General features: G+C 70.5%; 12 protein-coding genes. 9 read left to right on the top strand and 3 right to left on the bottom strand.

Annotated features, from left to right (window positions below; genetic code table 11):
* Positions 1-174: 174 nt before the first annotated feature.
* Positions 175-1,119 (bottom strand): aldo/keto reductase, encoded by a 945-nt coding sequence (locus OHA77_RS37505; protein ID WP_326823466.1) that lies wholly within the window; start codon positions 1,117-1,119, stop codon positions 175-177.
* A gap of 65 nt (positions 1,120-1,184) precedes the next feature.
* On the opposite strand from OHA77_RS37505, the gene OHA77_RS37510 reads away from it, so the two are divergent.
* The 5 genes from OHA77_RS37510 (at position 1,185) to mshC (ending at position 5,294) form a co-directional block, all read left to right on the top strand.
* Positions 1,185-1,883 carry a histidine phosphatase family protein gene (locus tag OHA77_RS37510; RefSeq protein ID WP_406313916.1) on the top strand — a complete coding sequence of 233 codons (699 nt, stop codon included), beginning with the start codon at positions 1,185-1,187 and terminating at the stop codon, positions 1,881-1,883.
* Between the two features lie 9 nt (positions 1,884-1,892).
* A complete protein-coding gene (locus OHA77_RS37515; RefSeq protein WP_326823464.1) occupies positions 1,893-2,468 on the top strand; it encodes a DUF3090 domain-containing protein in 576 nt (191 codons plus the stop codon).
* Positions 2,465-3,226, top strand: coding sequence for an SCO1664 family protein (locus OHA77_RS37520; protein WP_326823463.1), 762 nt, complete (start codon positions 2,465-2,467; stop codon positions 3,224-3,226). Before OHA77_RS37515 ends, OHA77_RS37520 begins: the two co-directional genes overlap by 4 nt.
* A 33-nt stretch (positions 3,227-3,259) precedes the next feature.
* A complete protein-coding gene (locus tag OHA77_RS37525; RefSeq protein WP_406313917.1) occupies positions 3,260-3,976 on the top strand; it encodes an NRDE family protein in 717 nt (238 codons plus the stop codon).
* 91 nt (positions 3,977-4,067) lie between these two features.
* Positions 4,068-5,294 (top strand): cysteine--1-D-myo-inosityl 2-amino-2-deoxy-alpha-D-glucopyranoside ligase, encoded by a 1,227-nt coding sequence (gene mshC / locus OHA77_RS37530; RefSeq protein WP_326823461.1) that lies wholly within the window; start codon positions 4,068-4,070, stop codon positions 5,292-5,294.
* Positions 5,295-5,596: 302 nt separating this feature from the next.
* On the opposite strand, the gene OHA77_RS37535 is transcribed toward mshC, so the two are convergent.
* A complete protein-coding gene (locus tag OHA77_RS37535) occupies positions 5,597-5,800 on the bottom strand; it encodes a cold-shock protein (RefSeq protein ID WP_326823460.1) in 204 nt (67 codons plus the stop codon).
* Positions 5,801-6,199: 399 nt separating this feature from the next.
* Positions 6,200-6,619 carry a peptide deformylase gene (locus OHA77_RS37540; protein ID WP_406313918.1) on the bottom strand — a complete coding sequence of 140 codons (420 nt, stop codon included), beginning with the start codon at positions 6,617-6,619 and terminating at the stop codon, positions 6,200-6,202.
* A 296-nt stretch (positions 6,620-6,915) separates the two neighbouring features.
* On the opposite strand from OHA77_RS37540, the gene OHA77_RS37545 reads away from it, so the two are divergent.
* From OHA77_RS37545 to nirB, 4 genes are all read left to right on the top strand, one after another.
* Positions 6,916-8,238, top strand: coding sequence for an MFS transporter (locus OHA77_RS37545; protein ID WP_406313919.1), 1,323 nt, complete (start codon positions 6,916-6,918; stop codon positions 8,236-8,238).
* Positions 8,239-8,346: 108 nt separating this feature from the next.
* Positions 8,347-10,422, top strand: coding sequence for a molybdopterin oxidoreductase family protein (locus OHA77_RS37550; RefSeq protein WP_406313920.1), 2,076 nt, complete (start codon positions 8,347-8,349; stop codon positions 10,420-10,422).
* Positions 10,419-11,822 carry an FAD-dependent oxidoreductase gene (locus tag OHA77_RS37555; protein WP_326823456.1) on the top strand — a complete coding sequence of 468 codons (1,404 nt, stop codon included), beginning with the start codon at positions 10,419-10,421 and terminating at the stop codon, positions 11,820-11,822. Before OHA77_RS37550 ends, OHA77_RS37555 begins: the two co-directional genes overlap by 4 nt.
* 232 nt (positions 11,823-12,054) lie before the next feature.
* Positions 12,055-14,535 (top strand): nitrite reductase large subunit NirB, encoded by a 2,481-nt coding sequence (gene nirB / locus OHA77_RS37560; protein WP_406313921.1) that lies wholly within the window; start codon positions 12,055-12,057, stop codon positions 14,533-14,535.
* The last annotated feature ends 41 nt before the right edge of the window (positions 14,536-14,576 follow it).

Below are 14,576 nucleotides of genomic sequence, written 5' to 3' on the forward strand. Positions count from 1 at the left end.
ACGACGGAGCCTCACTGTCACCTGGGCGCCCCCGCCCGTCACTCCATCGACAGTTTTATGGGGAGGCCGGGATTTTCCAGGCGAAGTTGCGATTCGGTACCGAGTAGTGATACGTGAAATGGATTCTCATTCTGTTTCCATCGCACATCCCATCTCATCCGGTCTTTTCTGATTTCAGTCGGCCGAGACGTCGTCGAGCGCTTCCCTGATCTCCACGGGCAGCGTGAGATCCTCTGCCAGGAGCACGCCGGCCAGCTGGGTCTGGGTGCGGGCGCCGACGATGGCGGACGTCACCCCCGGCTGGTCGCGGACCCAGGACAGGGCGACCGACAACGGCGAGACACCGAGCCCCTCCGCCGCGGTCGTCACCGACTCCACGACCCGCCGGCATCTCTCGTCCAGATACGGTGTGACGAAGTCGGCGAAGTGGGGGGTCGCCGCCCGCGAGTCGGCGGGAATGCCCGTACGGTATTTCCCGGTGAGGACGCCCCGGCCGAGCGGCGACCAGGCGAGCACCCCGGCGCCGACATGCTCGGCGGCCGGGATCAGCTCGCGTTCGGCCTCCCTGGCCAGCAGGGAGTATTCGACCTGGGCCGCGACGATCGGCACCCGGCCGGGGACCGCCCGCTGACCGGCGGCGGCCACCGCCAGCTGCCAGCCGGTGTAGTCGCACACCCCGGCGTAGGCCGCCCGGCCGGAGGACACGATGGCGTCCACCGCGGCCAGGGTCTCCTCCAGCGGAACATCCGGGTCGAAGGCATGGAGTTGCCACAGTTCCACCTCGTCGACCCCGAGACGGGCCAGCGAGGCGTCGATGGCGGCGATCAGATGCTTCCTGGAGGCGTCGCGCGGGCGGCGGCCGGTGGGGGTGAGCACCGACTTGGTGGACAGCACCAGCTCCGAGCGCGGTACCGCGTCGCGGATCAGGCGGCCGAGCAGCCTCTCGGCCTCGCCGCCGGTGTAGACGTCCGCGGTGTCGATGAGGGTGCCGCCCGCCTCGGCGAACGCACGGAGCTGCGCCGCGGCCTCCTCGGCTCCGGTGTCACGCCCCCATGTCATCGTCCCCAGTCCAAGGCGGGATACCGACAAGCCGCTGCGGCCCACATAGCGCTGCTCCATGATCCGGCCAGATTACCGGTCAGGCAGTTAAAAGTAGTGGAGTGAGGCCTGCAAGACTTGGGCACGTGACGACCTTGTTGCTGGCCAGACACGGCCTTACGCATCTCACCGGTCCGGTGCTGGCCGGCTGGACCCCCGACGTCCATCTCAGCGAGGCCGGCCGGGCGCAGGCGGACGCGCTGGCCGTACGGCTGGCGCCGCTGGAACTGGACGCGATCGTCTCCAGTCCGCTGGAGCGCTGTCAGGAGACCGCCCAGGCGATCGCCGGTGAACGCCCGACGGAGGTGCTGACCGACGAACGGTTCGGGGAGTGCGACTACGGCGACTGGACGGGCCGCCCGCTCGGCGAGCTGGCCAAGGATCCGCTCTGGCAGGTCGTGCAGACCCACCCGAGCGCGGTGACGTTCCCCGGTGGGGAGGCCCTGTCCGCCGTCCAGCACCGGGCGGTCGCCGCAGTCAGGGAGTGGAACGAGCGCCTGGGGCCGGACGCGGTCTATCTCGTCTGCAGCCACGGGGATGTGATCAAGGCGATCGTGGCGGACGCCATGGGTCTCCACCTGGACCAGTTCCAGCGGATAGCCGTCGACCCCGCGTCGTTCACCGCGATCCGCTACACCCCCCTGCGTCCCTTCGTGCTCAGGCTCAACGACCTCGGGGGAAATGTGGCCGGCCTCCGGCCACCGGAGGATTCGGAACACAAAGACGGGGGAGAAAACTTCACCGGGAGCGATGCCGCAGTCGGCGGCGGAGCCGGGACCACGTAAGGTCGGGCTATGCCGGTCTTCGACTATGACCCACCCGAGAGGTTTGTGGCCGGTGCCGTGGGGCAGCCGGGCTCACGAGCCTTTTTCCTGCAGGCCCGGGGACCGGGCCGGTTGACCACCGTGGGACTGGAGAAGTTCCAGGTCGCCGCGCTGGCCGACCGCCTGGACGACCTCCTCGACGAGGTGTTGCGGCGCAGCGGCGGGGCCCCGGAGGTGCCCGCGGTCGCCCCGGTCGGCCTGACCGACAACGACCCGCTCGACGTGCCGATCAGCGAGGACTTCAAGGTCGGCACCATGACGCTGGCCTGGGACGCCGACGCCGCGCAGGTGGTGATCGAGGCCCAGGAGGTCGTCGGTGAGGACGAGGAGTTCGAGCCGTCCCCGCTGATCGAGCCCGCTCTGCTGCGTGTGCACATCAGCGCGGGGGCGGCCAGGGCCTTCATCAAACGTGCCGTGGCCCTCGTCGCCGCCGGGCGTCCGCCCTGCCCGTTGTGCGGTCAGCCGCTCGATGCCGACGGGCATATTTGCGTGCGTCTCAATGGTTACCGGGGTAATAGCGCTTCATCGGGCGAAGGAGGCGAATGAGTGCCGAAAGCGAGCCCACGCTGAGCACGGCGCCCGCAGGCGGGCTGGACGACGAGACTGCTCTGCGCCTGCTCCGTGACGGCCGGTTGGAGGTCGCCGGCCGGCTGGTCGAGGCGACCAACATGACGCTCTACTGCTCGGTCCGGCTTGGCGGGCTCGAGGGGGCCTGCGTCTACAAGCCCGTACGCGGGGAACGCCCGCTCTGGGACTTCCCCGACGGCACCCTGGCCGCTCGCGAGGTGGCCGCCTTCGAGGTCTCGGCGGCGACCGGCTGGCGGATCGTCCCACCGACCGTCTACCGCGACGGCCCTTTCGGACCGGGCATGTGCCAGCTCTGGATCGACACCGATCCGGAGGTCGACCTGATGGCGCTGATCCGCAGCCGTCAGCCCGCCCTGCGGCGGATGGCCGTGTTCGACGCCGTCGTCAACAACGCCGACCGCAAGGGAGGCCACCTGCTTCCCATGGTCGACGGTCACATCCACGGAGTGGACCACGGCGTCTCCTTCTCCGCCGAGGACAAACTCCGCACCGTGCTCTGGCAGTGGCGCGGCAAGCCCCTGTCCCGTGAGGCCACGAACATCCTCGCCCGCCTGGAGCGCGAGCTGGAGGAGGGGCGCCTGGGCCGCCGTCTCCGCGAGCTGCTCACCCTCGCCGAGGTCGAGGCCACCTGGCTCCGGGTCAGGAGGCTGCTCGACACCGGCCTGCACCCGCTCCCCTCGCAGGACTGGCCGGCCATTCCCTGGCCCCCCATCTGAGGCCGCTCCCGGCCGGGGCGTACCCTGCCGGGCATGTGCACGGTTGTCGTCAGCATCGATCCGGATGCCGAGATCCCCCTGATCCTCGTCGGAGTGCGCGATGAATTCACCGATCGGCCGTGGGTTCCTCCGGCCGAACACTGGCCGGGTCTGCTCGGAGGGCGCGATCTCCAGGCGGGTGGCACCTGGCTGGCCGTCGATCCGGTGGCCCGGCGGGCCGCGGCCATCGTCAACGGACATGGCGTGCTCGCTCCGGAGGAGACTCGCCGGTCCCGGGGCGACCTGCCGCTCCAGGCGGCGGCTCAGGGAGGCCTGCCCGACCTGGAGCCGGCCCGTTACGACCCCTTCCACCTGATCCTGGCCGATCCTGCGGGAGCCCGGCTGTGGCACTGGGACGGGACCGCGCTGACCGAGGACGACCTCCCCCCGGGAACCCACATGATCGTCAACAGCGGCTGGGAGCAGGGCGAGGACAACGAGCGCGTCGCGTTCTTCCGCCCTCGCTTCGCCGGGGCCGGTCGCCCCGCGGACGTCGGCGCCCCGTGGGAGGGCTGGCGGGAGCTCGCCACCGGAGCGGGCCTGCCCACCGGGGATCCCCGCTCTATGATCATCCGTCACGAGCTGCCCGACGGACGGATCTTCGGCTCCCTGTCGGTCACCCTGCTGGGCCTGAGTGCGAGCGGCGTCCGCTACGACTTCACCGAAGATCCACGCGATCCGGCGGCCTTCCGTCGCGTCCTGCCGGAATGACGAGCCGAGTTCCGGCGGTTGAGACGAGTGTCCCTTTGTCCCATCGCCCCGAGCCGATCGGGGCGGTCCGTCTGCTGGATAGGCTCAATACATGAGATCGTGGTCTGCGCCGAAGGTCCCTCGGCTTCCCGGTGTTGGTGCTCCGCTACGGCTGTTCGACACCGCCGCAGGAGAGGTCGGCCCAACCCAGCCGGGCTCCGTCGCGCGGATGTACGTCTGCGGCATCACGCCCTACGACGCCACCCACATGGGCCATGCCAACACCTACCTCGCCTTCGACCTGGTCAACCGCGTCTGGCGGGACGCCGGTCATGAGGTTCACTTCACCCAGAACGCCACTGACGTGGACGACCCTCTCCTGGAGCGCGCCGAGCAGACCGGGCAGGACTGGCGGGAGCTGGCCGAGCGGGAGATCGAGCTGTTCCGGACGGACATGGAGGCGCTGAGGATCCTCCCGCCGCGTGAGTACGTCGGGGTGACCGAGGTGATCGGCCAGGTCGTGGAGCTGATCGAGCTCCTGCGCGACAAGGGTGCCACCTACGTCCTCGACGGGGACGTCTACTTCGACGTCGCCGCGGCGCCCAAGTTCGGCGCGGTCTCCGGTTACTCCGAAGAGCAGATGCTCGATCTGTCCGCCCAGCGCGGCGGTGACCCCGGACGGTCCGGGAAGAAGCATCCACTCGACTGGCTGCTCTGGCGGGCCGAGCGCCCCGGTGAGCCGTCCTGGCCCTCGCCGTTCGGTCAGGGCAGGCCCGGCTGGCACATCGAGTGCACCGCGATCGCGCTGGCCAACCTGGGCAGCGGGTTCGACGTCCTGGGGGGCGGCTCCGACCTCGTCTTCCCGCATCACGAGTGCGGGGCCCACGAGGGGCACGTCGCCGGTGGTGAGTGGCCTTTCGCCAGGGCCTTCGTGCACGCGGGCATGGTCGCCCTCGACGGCGAGAAGATGTCGAAGTCCAAGGGCAACCTGGTCTTCGTCTCCCGGCTCCGCCAGGAGACCGACCCCATGGCCGTCCGGCTGGCCCTGCTGGCCCACCACTACCGCACCGACTGGGAGTGGACCGCCGATCAGCTGACCTCCGCCGAAGTACGGCTGGCACGCTGGCGTTCGGCCGTCGGCCTGCCGGCCGGCCCCGAGGCGGAGAGTGTCCTCGCGGAACTCCGCGCCCGCATGACCGACGATCTGGACGCCCCCGGAGCGCTCGCAGCCGTGGACGCCTGGGCCGGGCGGGCACTGGCGGGGGAGGGCGGGACCGTCGCCGGGGCACCCGCACTCGTCAGGGAGACGGTGGACGCGCTCCTCGGCGTCGAACTCTGAAGAGCGGGCCTCTCCGCCCCGGGTTCCAGCAGGACGCCCGGGGCGGAGAGCATGGCTCCCGCTTCGAGGCCGGGCGCCGGGCGCGGTGACGTGCCGATGCGGTGGGGGTCCTGCGGCTGCCGGCGGCCGGGAACAGGACACACCACGAAGGCTTGACATCCTCCCTCCCCGAGGGGGATTCCCACGGTCACCCGTGAGGCCTCCTGCCTGCACCGCCGGCCGCCCGGAAGGATCTCCGATGAAAAAGTCTGAGCCCGCACCACCGAGGTGGTACGGGCTCAGACGGAAGCCTTTAGATCAGATCAGAGGACCTGAACCTGGTCGGCCTGCGGGCCCTTCTGGCCCTGCGTGGTGGTGAAACTGACACGCTGGTTCTCCTCCAGGGTGCGGTACCCACCGGAGTTGATCGCCGAGTAGTGCACGAAGACATCGGCGGTGCCGTCATCCGGCGCGATGAATCCGAAGCCCTTTTCGGCGTTGAACCACTTAACAGTGCCCTCAGACAAACTACTTCTCCTCATTGGGAGCCTCACCAGACCGTCAGGTCGACGGCTTGGGGCTGCGTTGCGGACCCTACCATGCATCCGCGGAAACCATCCGGAGAAACTGTAACGCCCGCTGTCGGCGGTTTTCCTACAGGCACTTGAGATGGCAAGCGCCTTCGAGAACTACGACTGCAACCATTACAGTCTACAGGTCGCAGGCGAGGCGAGCAAGCAACCCTCCTGGGTGGCCGGGGGGCTCCCGGGACCGTCCGGGCGGGCACCGCCCGGCCTTGACCTCGGACCCGGGCCAGGCCACGTCCGGACGCGGCCGTGCGCGCGTTTCCCGTGGCGGCGGCCGTGGTTCGGCGGCCGTTCGCATCCGTGGAGACGCGTTCGGTGTTTCGGTGTCTCGTCGGACGGTCAGGAGGGGGCGATCTGGAGGAAACGTTCGCGTTCGTCCTCCGGGAGGCGGTCGATGAACAGGAGGCCGTCGAGATGATCGGCCTCATGCTGCAGGACCCGCGCGAACGTGCCCAGACCGCGGACGGTGACGGGCTTGCCGAACATGTCGCGGCCGCGGGCGGTGACCATGTAGGAGCGTTCCAGCGGCCACCAGAGCCCCGGGGCGGACAGGCAGGCCTCATCGGCGACGATCTTCCGCTCGGAGCGTTCCAGGCGAGGATTGACCAGATGGCCGGACCTGCCGTCCAGTTCGTAGACGAAGACCCGGAGCGGGACGCCGAGCTGGGGGGCGGCCAGGCCCGCGCGGTGGGCACCGGCGCGCATGGTGGCCTGGAGCGACCGGACCAGATCGCGCAAACCGCGGTCGAAGGTGGTCACATGTTCGGCTACGGTGCGTAGCGCTGGGTCGGCGAACGGTCTGATCGGCTGGACGGCCACACGCACTCCCGAGGCGACGGACTGACACGCACAACGATTCCCCGCACCCTGTTGCCTCAACCGTGACCGGCGGGATTGTCATGTTTCCGGGCTGTTACATATGTGCGGCCTGTGCATTGCATATTTCGGAGGTTAGTTACGTGTAACCCGCGCACCATCACGGAGCGTTAATGTGCGTAATCCTGCGCTTCTAGGGTTTTCGCGATAAGCACCCTTTTCCGAAGCCAGGAGGAGCGATGGCGAAGCGCTGGATCAGCGAGTGGCGGCCCGACGACCCGGACTTCTGGGAGGCGGGCGGGCGGCAGGTCGCCCGCCGGAACCTGATCTTCTCCATCTTCGCCGAGCATCTCGGTTTCACCCTCTGGACGGTGTGGAGCATCGTGGCCGTGCAACTCGGCACCTACGAGTTCTCCACTGACCAGCTCTTCTGGATCGTCTCGCTGCCCAACCTCGTCGGCTCGGCGCTGCGCATCCCCTACACCTTCGGTCCGGCCAGGTTCGGCGGTCGCAACTTCACCGTGTTCAGCGCCCTGATGCTGATCATCCCCGCGGTGCTGCTGGCCGTCGCGGTCGGAGATCCGGACACCCCCTACTGGATGTTCCTGCTGATCGCGGCGACCGCAGGACTGGGCGGCGGCAACTTCGCCTCCAGCATGGCCAACATCACCCACTTCTATCCCCAGTCCAGGCAGGGGACGGCGCTGGGCCTGAACGCGGCCGGAGGCAACATCGGCGTCAGCTCCGTCCAGCTCGTCATGCCGCTGGTGATCGGCACCTTCGGGCTGGCCGCCGCGGGGCTCTTCTGGATCCCGTTCATCGTGGCCGCCGCGGCCGGAGCCTTCTTCTTCATGAACAACCTGACCTCCGCCAAGGCCAATCCCGCCGATCAGCTGAGAGTCGCCGGACGGGCCCAGACCTGGATCATGGCGGTCCTCTACATCGGCACCTTCGGCTCCTTCATCGGCTACTCCACCGCGTTGCCGCTCCTCATCAAGAGCCAGTTCCCCGAGCAGACGTCCCTGGTCTGGCTGGCCTTCCTCGGCCCGCTCCTCGGCTCGCTGATCCGCCCGGTCGGCGGCTGGCTGTCGGACAGGCTCGGCGGGGCACGGGTGACGCTCGTCAACTTCGCCGCGATGGCGGGCGCGGCCGCCCTGGTCTGGCAGGGTCTGGCCCAGCACGGCTTCGCGCTCTTCTTCGTCGCCTACATGCTCCTGGTCGCCACCACGGGCATCGGCAACGGCTCCACCTACCGGATGATCCCCGCGATCTTCCGGGCCAGGGCCGTCGCGGGCATCGCCCTCGGCACGCCGGCCTACGACACCGCCCTCGCCGCCGGCAGGCGCGACTCCTCCGCCGCCGTCGGGATCATCTCCGCGATCGGCGCGTTCGGCGGTTTCTTCATCAACCGGGGGTTCGGCAGCTCCATCGCCGCGACCGGGGGGGCGGGGGCGGCGCTGGCCGCCTTCGCCGGTTTCTACGTGATGTGCGCGCTCCTGACCTGGGCCTGCTACCTGCGGACCGCAGGTTCGGTGCCGAGCCTCGCGGCCGCCCGGGTGTGAACGGCTCACACCCGGCCCATCGCCAATGTGAACGTGGTTAGCGGCTTGTAGCACATCGGTAACAGGGGGGACCCAGCGGTGAAACCGCCTGAAAGCACCATCGGACCTATGCCGATCTCACTTCCCACCAGAGCGCCTGTGAAGGCGGGAACGGCGACGCACTGCCCCTACTGCGCGCTGCAGTGCGGCATGAACGTCGCCGTGCACGAGACGGTGACGATAACCCCGAGGAGCGATATCCCGGCCAACGCGGGTGGTCTCTGCCAGAAGGGTTGGACCGCCGGTGAGCTGCTGACCGGCGGGGGCCGGCTCACCACCCCGCTCCTGCACGGCGAGGAGGTCGGCTGGGACGAGGCACTCGACTTCGTCGCCGCCCGGATCCGCGCGGTCCAGGACGAACACGGCCCCGACGGCGTGGCCGTGTTCGGCGGCGGCGGGCTCACCAACGAGAAGGCCTACCAGCTCGGCAAGTTCGCCCGGATGGTGCTGCGGACCAGCCAGATCGACTACAACGGCCGGTTCTGCATGTCCTCGGCCGCCGCGGCCGCGGGCCGCGCCTTCGGCATGGACCGCGGCCTGCCCTTCCCGATCACCGACCTCGCCGAGGCCGGCGCGGTCCTGATCGCGGGCGGCAACGTCGCCGAGACCATGCCGCCGTTCGTCCGTCACCTCACCCGGATGCGCGAGCGGGGCGGCCGGCTGATAATCGTCGACCCGAGGGCCACCGCGACCGCCCGGCAGGCCGACCTCCACCTTCAGCCCGCCCCCGGCACCGACCTGGCGCTCGCCCTGGGCCTGCTGCACATCGTGATCACCGAAGGACACGTGGACGAGGCCTACGTGGCCGGCCGTACCTCCGGGTTCGACGGGATCCGGACCTCCGCCGCGGCCTGGTGGCCCGAGCGGGTGGAGCGGATCACCGGGGTGCCGGTCGCCCAGATGCGTCTCGCCGTGGACATCCTCTCCGCCGCGGACCGCGCGGTGATCCTCACCGGGCGCGGCGCCGAGCAGCACGCCAAGGGCACCGACACCGTCAGCGCGTTCATCAACCTCGCCCTCTCGCTCGGGCTGCCGGGCCGGGAGGGCTCCGGCTACGGCTGCGTCACCGGGCAGGGCAACGGGCAGGGCGGCCGCGAGCACGGGCAGAAGGCCGACCAGCTCCCGGGATACCGCAGGATCGACGATCCGGCCGCCCGCGCCCACGTGGCCGCGGTGTGGGGGATCGACCCCGCGGACCTGCCGGGGCCCGGCAGGTCCGCCTACGAACTGCTGGAGGCGCTCGGCACCCCGGCCGGCTCACGGGCGTTGCTGCTGTTCGGCTCCAACCCGGTGATCTCCGCGCCCCGCTCCGGGCACATCACCGAGCGGCTGCGCTCCCTGGACCTCCTCGTCGTCTCCGACCTGGTCATGTCCGAGACGGCCGCGCTGGCCGACGTCGTGCTGCCCACCACCCAGTGGGCCGAGGAGAGCGGCACGATGACCAACCTGGAAGGCCGGGTGCTGCTGCGCCGCCAGGCCGCCGCCCCGCCGCCGGGAGTGCGGAGCGATCTGGAGATCCTCCGGGGGCTGGCCGTACGGCTGCGCGGCGCGGAGGGGTTCCCGACCGACCCGCGGGAGGTGTTCGACGAGCTGCGGCGGGCCTCGGCCGGAGGGATCGCCGACTACGCGGGCATCACCTATGAGCGGATCGCCGCCGAGACCGGCGTGTTCTGGCCCTGCCCGGACGTCGACCACCCCGGCACCCCCCGGCCGTTCCTGGACCGCTTCGCCACCCCCGACGGCCGCGCCAGGTTCGTGGTCGTCGAGCACCGTCCGCCCGAGGAGGACATCGACTCGGACTATCCCCTGTACCTGACGACCGGCCGGGTGCTCGCCCACTATCAGAGCGGCGCGCAGACCAGGCGGATCCCCGCCCTGAACGCGGCGGCCCCGGAGGTTTTCGTGGAGCTTCACCCCGATCTCGCCGAACGGCTGGAGGTGACGCCGGGTGAGCGGCTACGGGTGGTCGGCCGCCGTGGCAGCGCCGAGGGCATCGCGAGGGTCAGCACGGCGATCCGGCCGGACACCGTGTTCATGCCCTTCCACTGGGCCGGAGCGAACCTGCTCACCAACCCCGCGCTCGACCCGGTTTCCCGGATGCCGGAGTTCAAGGTCTGCGCAGTGAAACTGGAGCGTGTGCGATGACCCGGCTGGTGATCGTGGGGAACGGCATGGCGGGGGCCCGCCTCGTGAGTGAGGTCCGGGCCCGGGACCGGCACACCAAGGTGACCGTGATCGGTGCCGAGACCTGGCAGCCCTACAACCGGGTGCTGCTGTCCAACGTGGTGGCCGGCACGATGCTGCCCGACCAGGTGCGGCTGCTGGACCCGGCCTGGTACGCCGACCACGGGGTGACGGCCCTGCTCGGCGTCGAGGTGGTCTCGATCGACCGGGAGACCCAGGCCGTGCTCACCGCCGACGGCAGGCGCGAGCCCTACGACGTGCTGGTGCTGGCCACCGGGTCCAGCCCGTTCGTGCCGCCGGTGCCCGGAGCGGCCGGGGCCGCCGTGTTCCGGACGCTGGACGACTGCCAGACGATCCTCGCCGCGGCCGGTACGGCGCGGCGCGCCGTGGTGGTCGGCGGCGGCCTGCTGGGCATCGAGGCGGCCCGCGGCCTGGCCGGGCGCGGGCTGCCGGTGACGCTGCTCCACCTGGCCGGGCACCTGATGGAGCGGCAGCTCGACGCCGAGGCCGGGTTGGTGCTGGGGGAGACCCTCGCGGAGCTGGGCGTGGAGATCCGGACCGGCGTGGCCGTGGAGGAGATCCTCGGCGACGGCGTACGGCTCCGCGGAGGCGAGACGGTCGAGGCGGACCTGGTGGTGCTCGCCTGCGGGGTCCGGCCGGTGACGGATCTGGCCGGGGACGCGGGACTGGAGGTGCGGCGCGGAATCGTCGTCGACGACGAGATGCGCACCGACGACCCGTCGATCTTCGCCATCGGCGAGTGCGCCGAGCACGGCGGCAGAGTCTACGGCCTGGTCGCCCCCGCGTGGGAGCAGGCCGCCGTGGTCGCCGACCTCGTGACCGGAGCCGACAAGTCGTCCCGGTACCGGGGCTCGCGGCTGGTGACCAGGTTGAAGGCCAGAAGCGTGGAACTGGCGGCGATGGGCGACACCCATCTGACCGAGGCCGACGCCGAGGTCGTGCGCTTCAGCCATCGGGCCCGGGGCACCTATCGCAAGCTCGTCATCCGCGACGGCCGGCTGGTCGGCGCGATCCTCCTCGGCGAGACGGCCGCGGTGGGCACGCTCATCCAGCTCTTCGACCGCGGGGCCCCGGTCCCCGGGGACCCGGCCGGACTGCTGTTCCCCGGCCTTTCCGGTGGCGCGGTCGCCGAGAGCCCGGTCCGGATACCGGACGCGGCGAAGATCTGCCAGTGCAACAACGTGACCAAGGGACAGATCCGGGCCTGCTGGGAGTCCGGTGCCCGGGACGTCGAGGCGGTGGCCGCCGCCACCCGTGCCACGACCGGCTGCGGCGGCTGCCGGGACACGGTCGAGGGCATCGTCGGCTGGCTGTGCGAGCAGGAGGGGATCCCCGTTTGACATCGTTCCCACGACCGGAGCCGGGGAGCTCCGGCCGTCACAGACCGGAATTCCCGCTTCTCGACCGGTTGCCGGTCCGGAGCGGCAACCGGACCGGTCTCACCCCGGCTCCGCAGGTGTTCCGCCGCTCCGCAAGTGCCGCGGTGAGGAAGCACCGGCACGCGCATCGCAGGGGCTCGGTCATCGCCACCACCACGCACCGTAACGGACCAGGCAGACAGAGGAGACTTCCATGACCGACGTCAGGGGCCTGTGCTCCGAAACTTCAACGAGGCTTGTCGTGGTGGGGCACGGGCCTACCTCCAGCAGGCTGGTCGAGGCGCTGGTCGCCAAGGGGTTCGCCGGGCGGATCACGGTGCTGGGGGAGGAGCCCAGGGCCGCCTACGACCGGGTGGCGCTGACCTCCTATCTCACCAGCAGGAGCGCCGAGGACCTCACCTACCCGGTGCCGGAGGGGGTCGTGCTGCGGCTGGCCTCCCGGGTCACCGGCATCGACCGGGACAGCCGGAGCGTGACCACCGCCGACGGCCACGTGGAGCCGTACGACGTGCTGGTGCTGGCCACCGGATCCAGCCCGTTCGTGCCGCCGGTGCCCGGCAGGGAGCTGGCCGGCTGCTTCGTCTACCGGACGATCGACGACCTGGACGCGATCCGGGAGGCCTCCGCGGACGCCGTGAGCGGTGTCGTCATCGGCGGCGGCCTGCTGGGGCTGGAGGCCGCCGACGCGCTGCGCGGGCTCGGCCTCTCCACCCATGTGGTGGAGATGGGCGGCTGGCTCATGCCCCGGCAGGTCGACGAGGGCGGTGGCGCCGTCCTCCGGCGCCACATCGAGGCCCTCGGACTGGGCGTGCACACCGAGGCGGGGGCGAAGGAGATCGTCGCGGGGCCGGACGGGCGGGTCGCCGGCCTGGTCAAGCCGGACGGGGAGACGATCGAGGCGCAGATCGTGGTCTTCTCCGCGGGTGTCAGGCCACGTGACGAGCTGGCCCGCCAGGCGGAGCTGGCGGTCGGGGAGCGCGGCGGGATCGTCGTGGACGACGGGATGCGCACCAGCGACCCGGCGATCTACGCGGTCGGGGAGTGCGCACTGCACGACGGCATGGTCTACGGGCTGGTCGGACCCTGCTTCACGATGGCCGAGGTCGCCGCGGACCGGATCCTCGGCGGCGAGGCGGCCTTCGCCCGTGCGGACCTGTCCACCAAGCTCAAGCTGCTCGGCGTGGAGGTCGCCCAGTTCGGCGCCATGGACGGCGCGCTGGACGTGACCTTCATGGACCCGGTGAGCGGGGTCTACCAGAAGCTCTTCGTCAGCGACGACGCCCGCACCCTGCTGGGCGGGATCTGCGTCGGTGACGCCACGCCGTACGCCACCCTCAAACCCTTCGTCGGCCGGGACCTGCCGGGCGCGCCGAGCGAGCTGCTGTTCACCGGCGGCCTGACGAGCACCGACCTCCCCGACGACGCGCAGGTCTGCTCCTGCAACAACGTCACCAAGGGACAGGTGTGCGCGGCCATCGCGGACCAGGGCCTCACCGACGTGGCCGGGATCAAGGCCTGCACACGCGCCGGCACCACCTGCGGCAGCTGCGTCCCGATGCTCAAGCAGATCCTGGTCAAGTCCGGGGTCGAGGTCTCCTCGGCGCTGTGCGAGCACTTCACGCACAGCAGGGCCGAGCTGTTCGACATCATCCGGGTGCGGGGCATCACGACGTTCTCCCGGCTCATCGCCGAGCACGGCACCGGCCGCGGCTGCGACGTGTGCAAGCCCGTCGTCGCCTCGATCCTGGCCTCGCTCGGCAACGGGCACATCCTCGACGGCGAGCAGGCCGCCCTGCAGGACACCAACGACCACTTCCTGGCCAACATCCAGCGCAACGGCACCTACTCGGTGGTGCCGCGCATCCCCGGGGGGGAGATCACTCCTGACAAGCTGATCGTGATCGGCGAGGTGGCCCGTGACTTCGGCCTCTACACCAAGATCACCGGAGGTCAGCGGATCGACCTGTTCGGGGCGCGGGTGGAGCAGCTTCCGCTGATCTGGCGGCGGCTGGTGGACGCCGGGTTCGAGTCGGGCCACGCCTACGGCAAGGCGCTGCGCACGGTGAAGTCCTGTGTGGGCTCCACCTGGTGCAGGTACGGCGTGCAGGACGCCGTCGGGCTGGCCATCTCCCTGGAACTGCGCTACCGGGGGCTGCGCTCGCCGCACAAGCTGAAGTCGGCCGTCTCCGGCTGCGCGCGCGAGTGCGCCGAGGCCCGGAGCAAGGACTTCGGCGTCATCGCCACCGAGCAGGGCTGGAACCTCTATGTCGGCGGCAACGGCGGATTCACCCCGCGGCACGCCGACCTGTTCGCCGGTGATCTGAGCACCGAGGAGCTGGTCCGCGTCATCGACCGGTTCCTGATGTTCTACGTCCGCACCGCGGACCGCCTGCAGCGGACCTCGGTCTGGCTGGAGAGCCAGGGCCTGGACTACGTCAGGCAGGTGATCCTGGAGGACTCGCTGGGGATCTGCGCCGACCTGGACGCCCAGATGGAACGGCACGTCTCCACCTACGCCGACGAGTGGCGGGCGGCCATCGAGGACCCCGACAAACTGCGGCGCTTCGTCTCCTTCGTCAACGCCCCGGGCACCCCGGATCCGTCGATCTCCTTCACGGCCGAACGCGAGCAGATCAAGCCCGTTCTCATCCCGCTGGAGGTGGTCCGTTCCTGAAACCGGCACCCGCGGCCGATGCCATCGACGACAACCTCACA

It is taken from the genome of Streptosporangium sp. NBC_01639, assembly GCF_045209755.1.
Taxonomy (GTDB): domain Bacteria; phylum Actinomycetota; class Actinomycetes; order Streptosporangiales; family Streptosporangiaceae; genus Streptosporangium.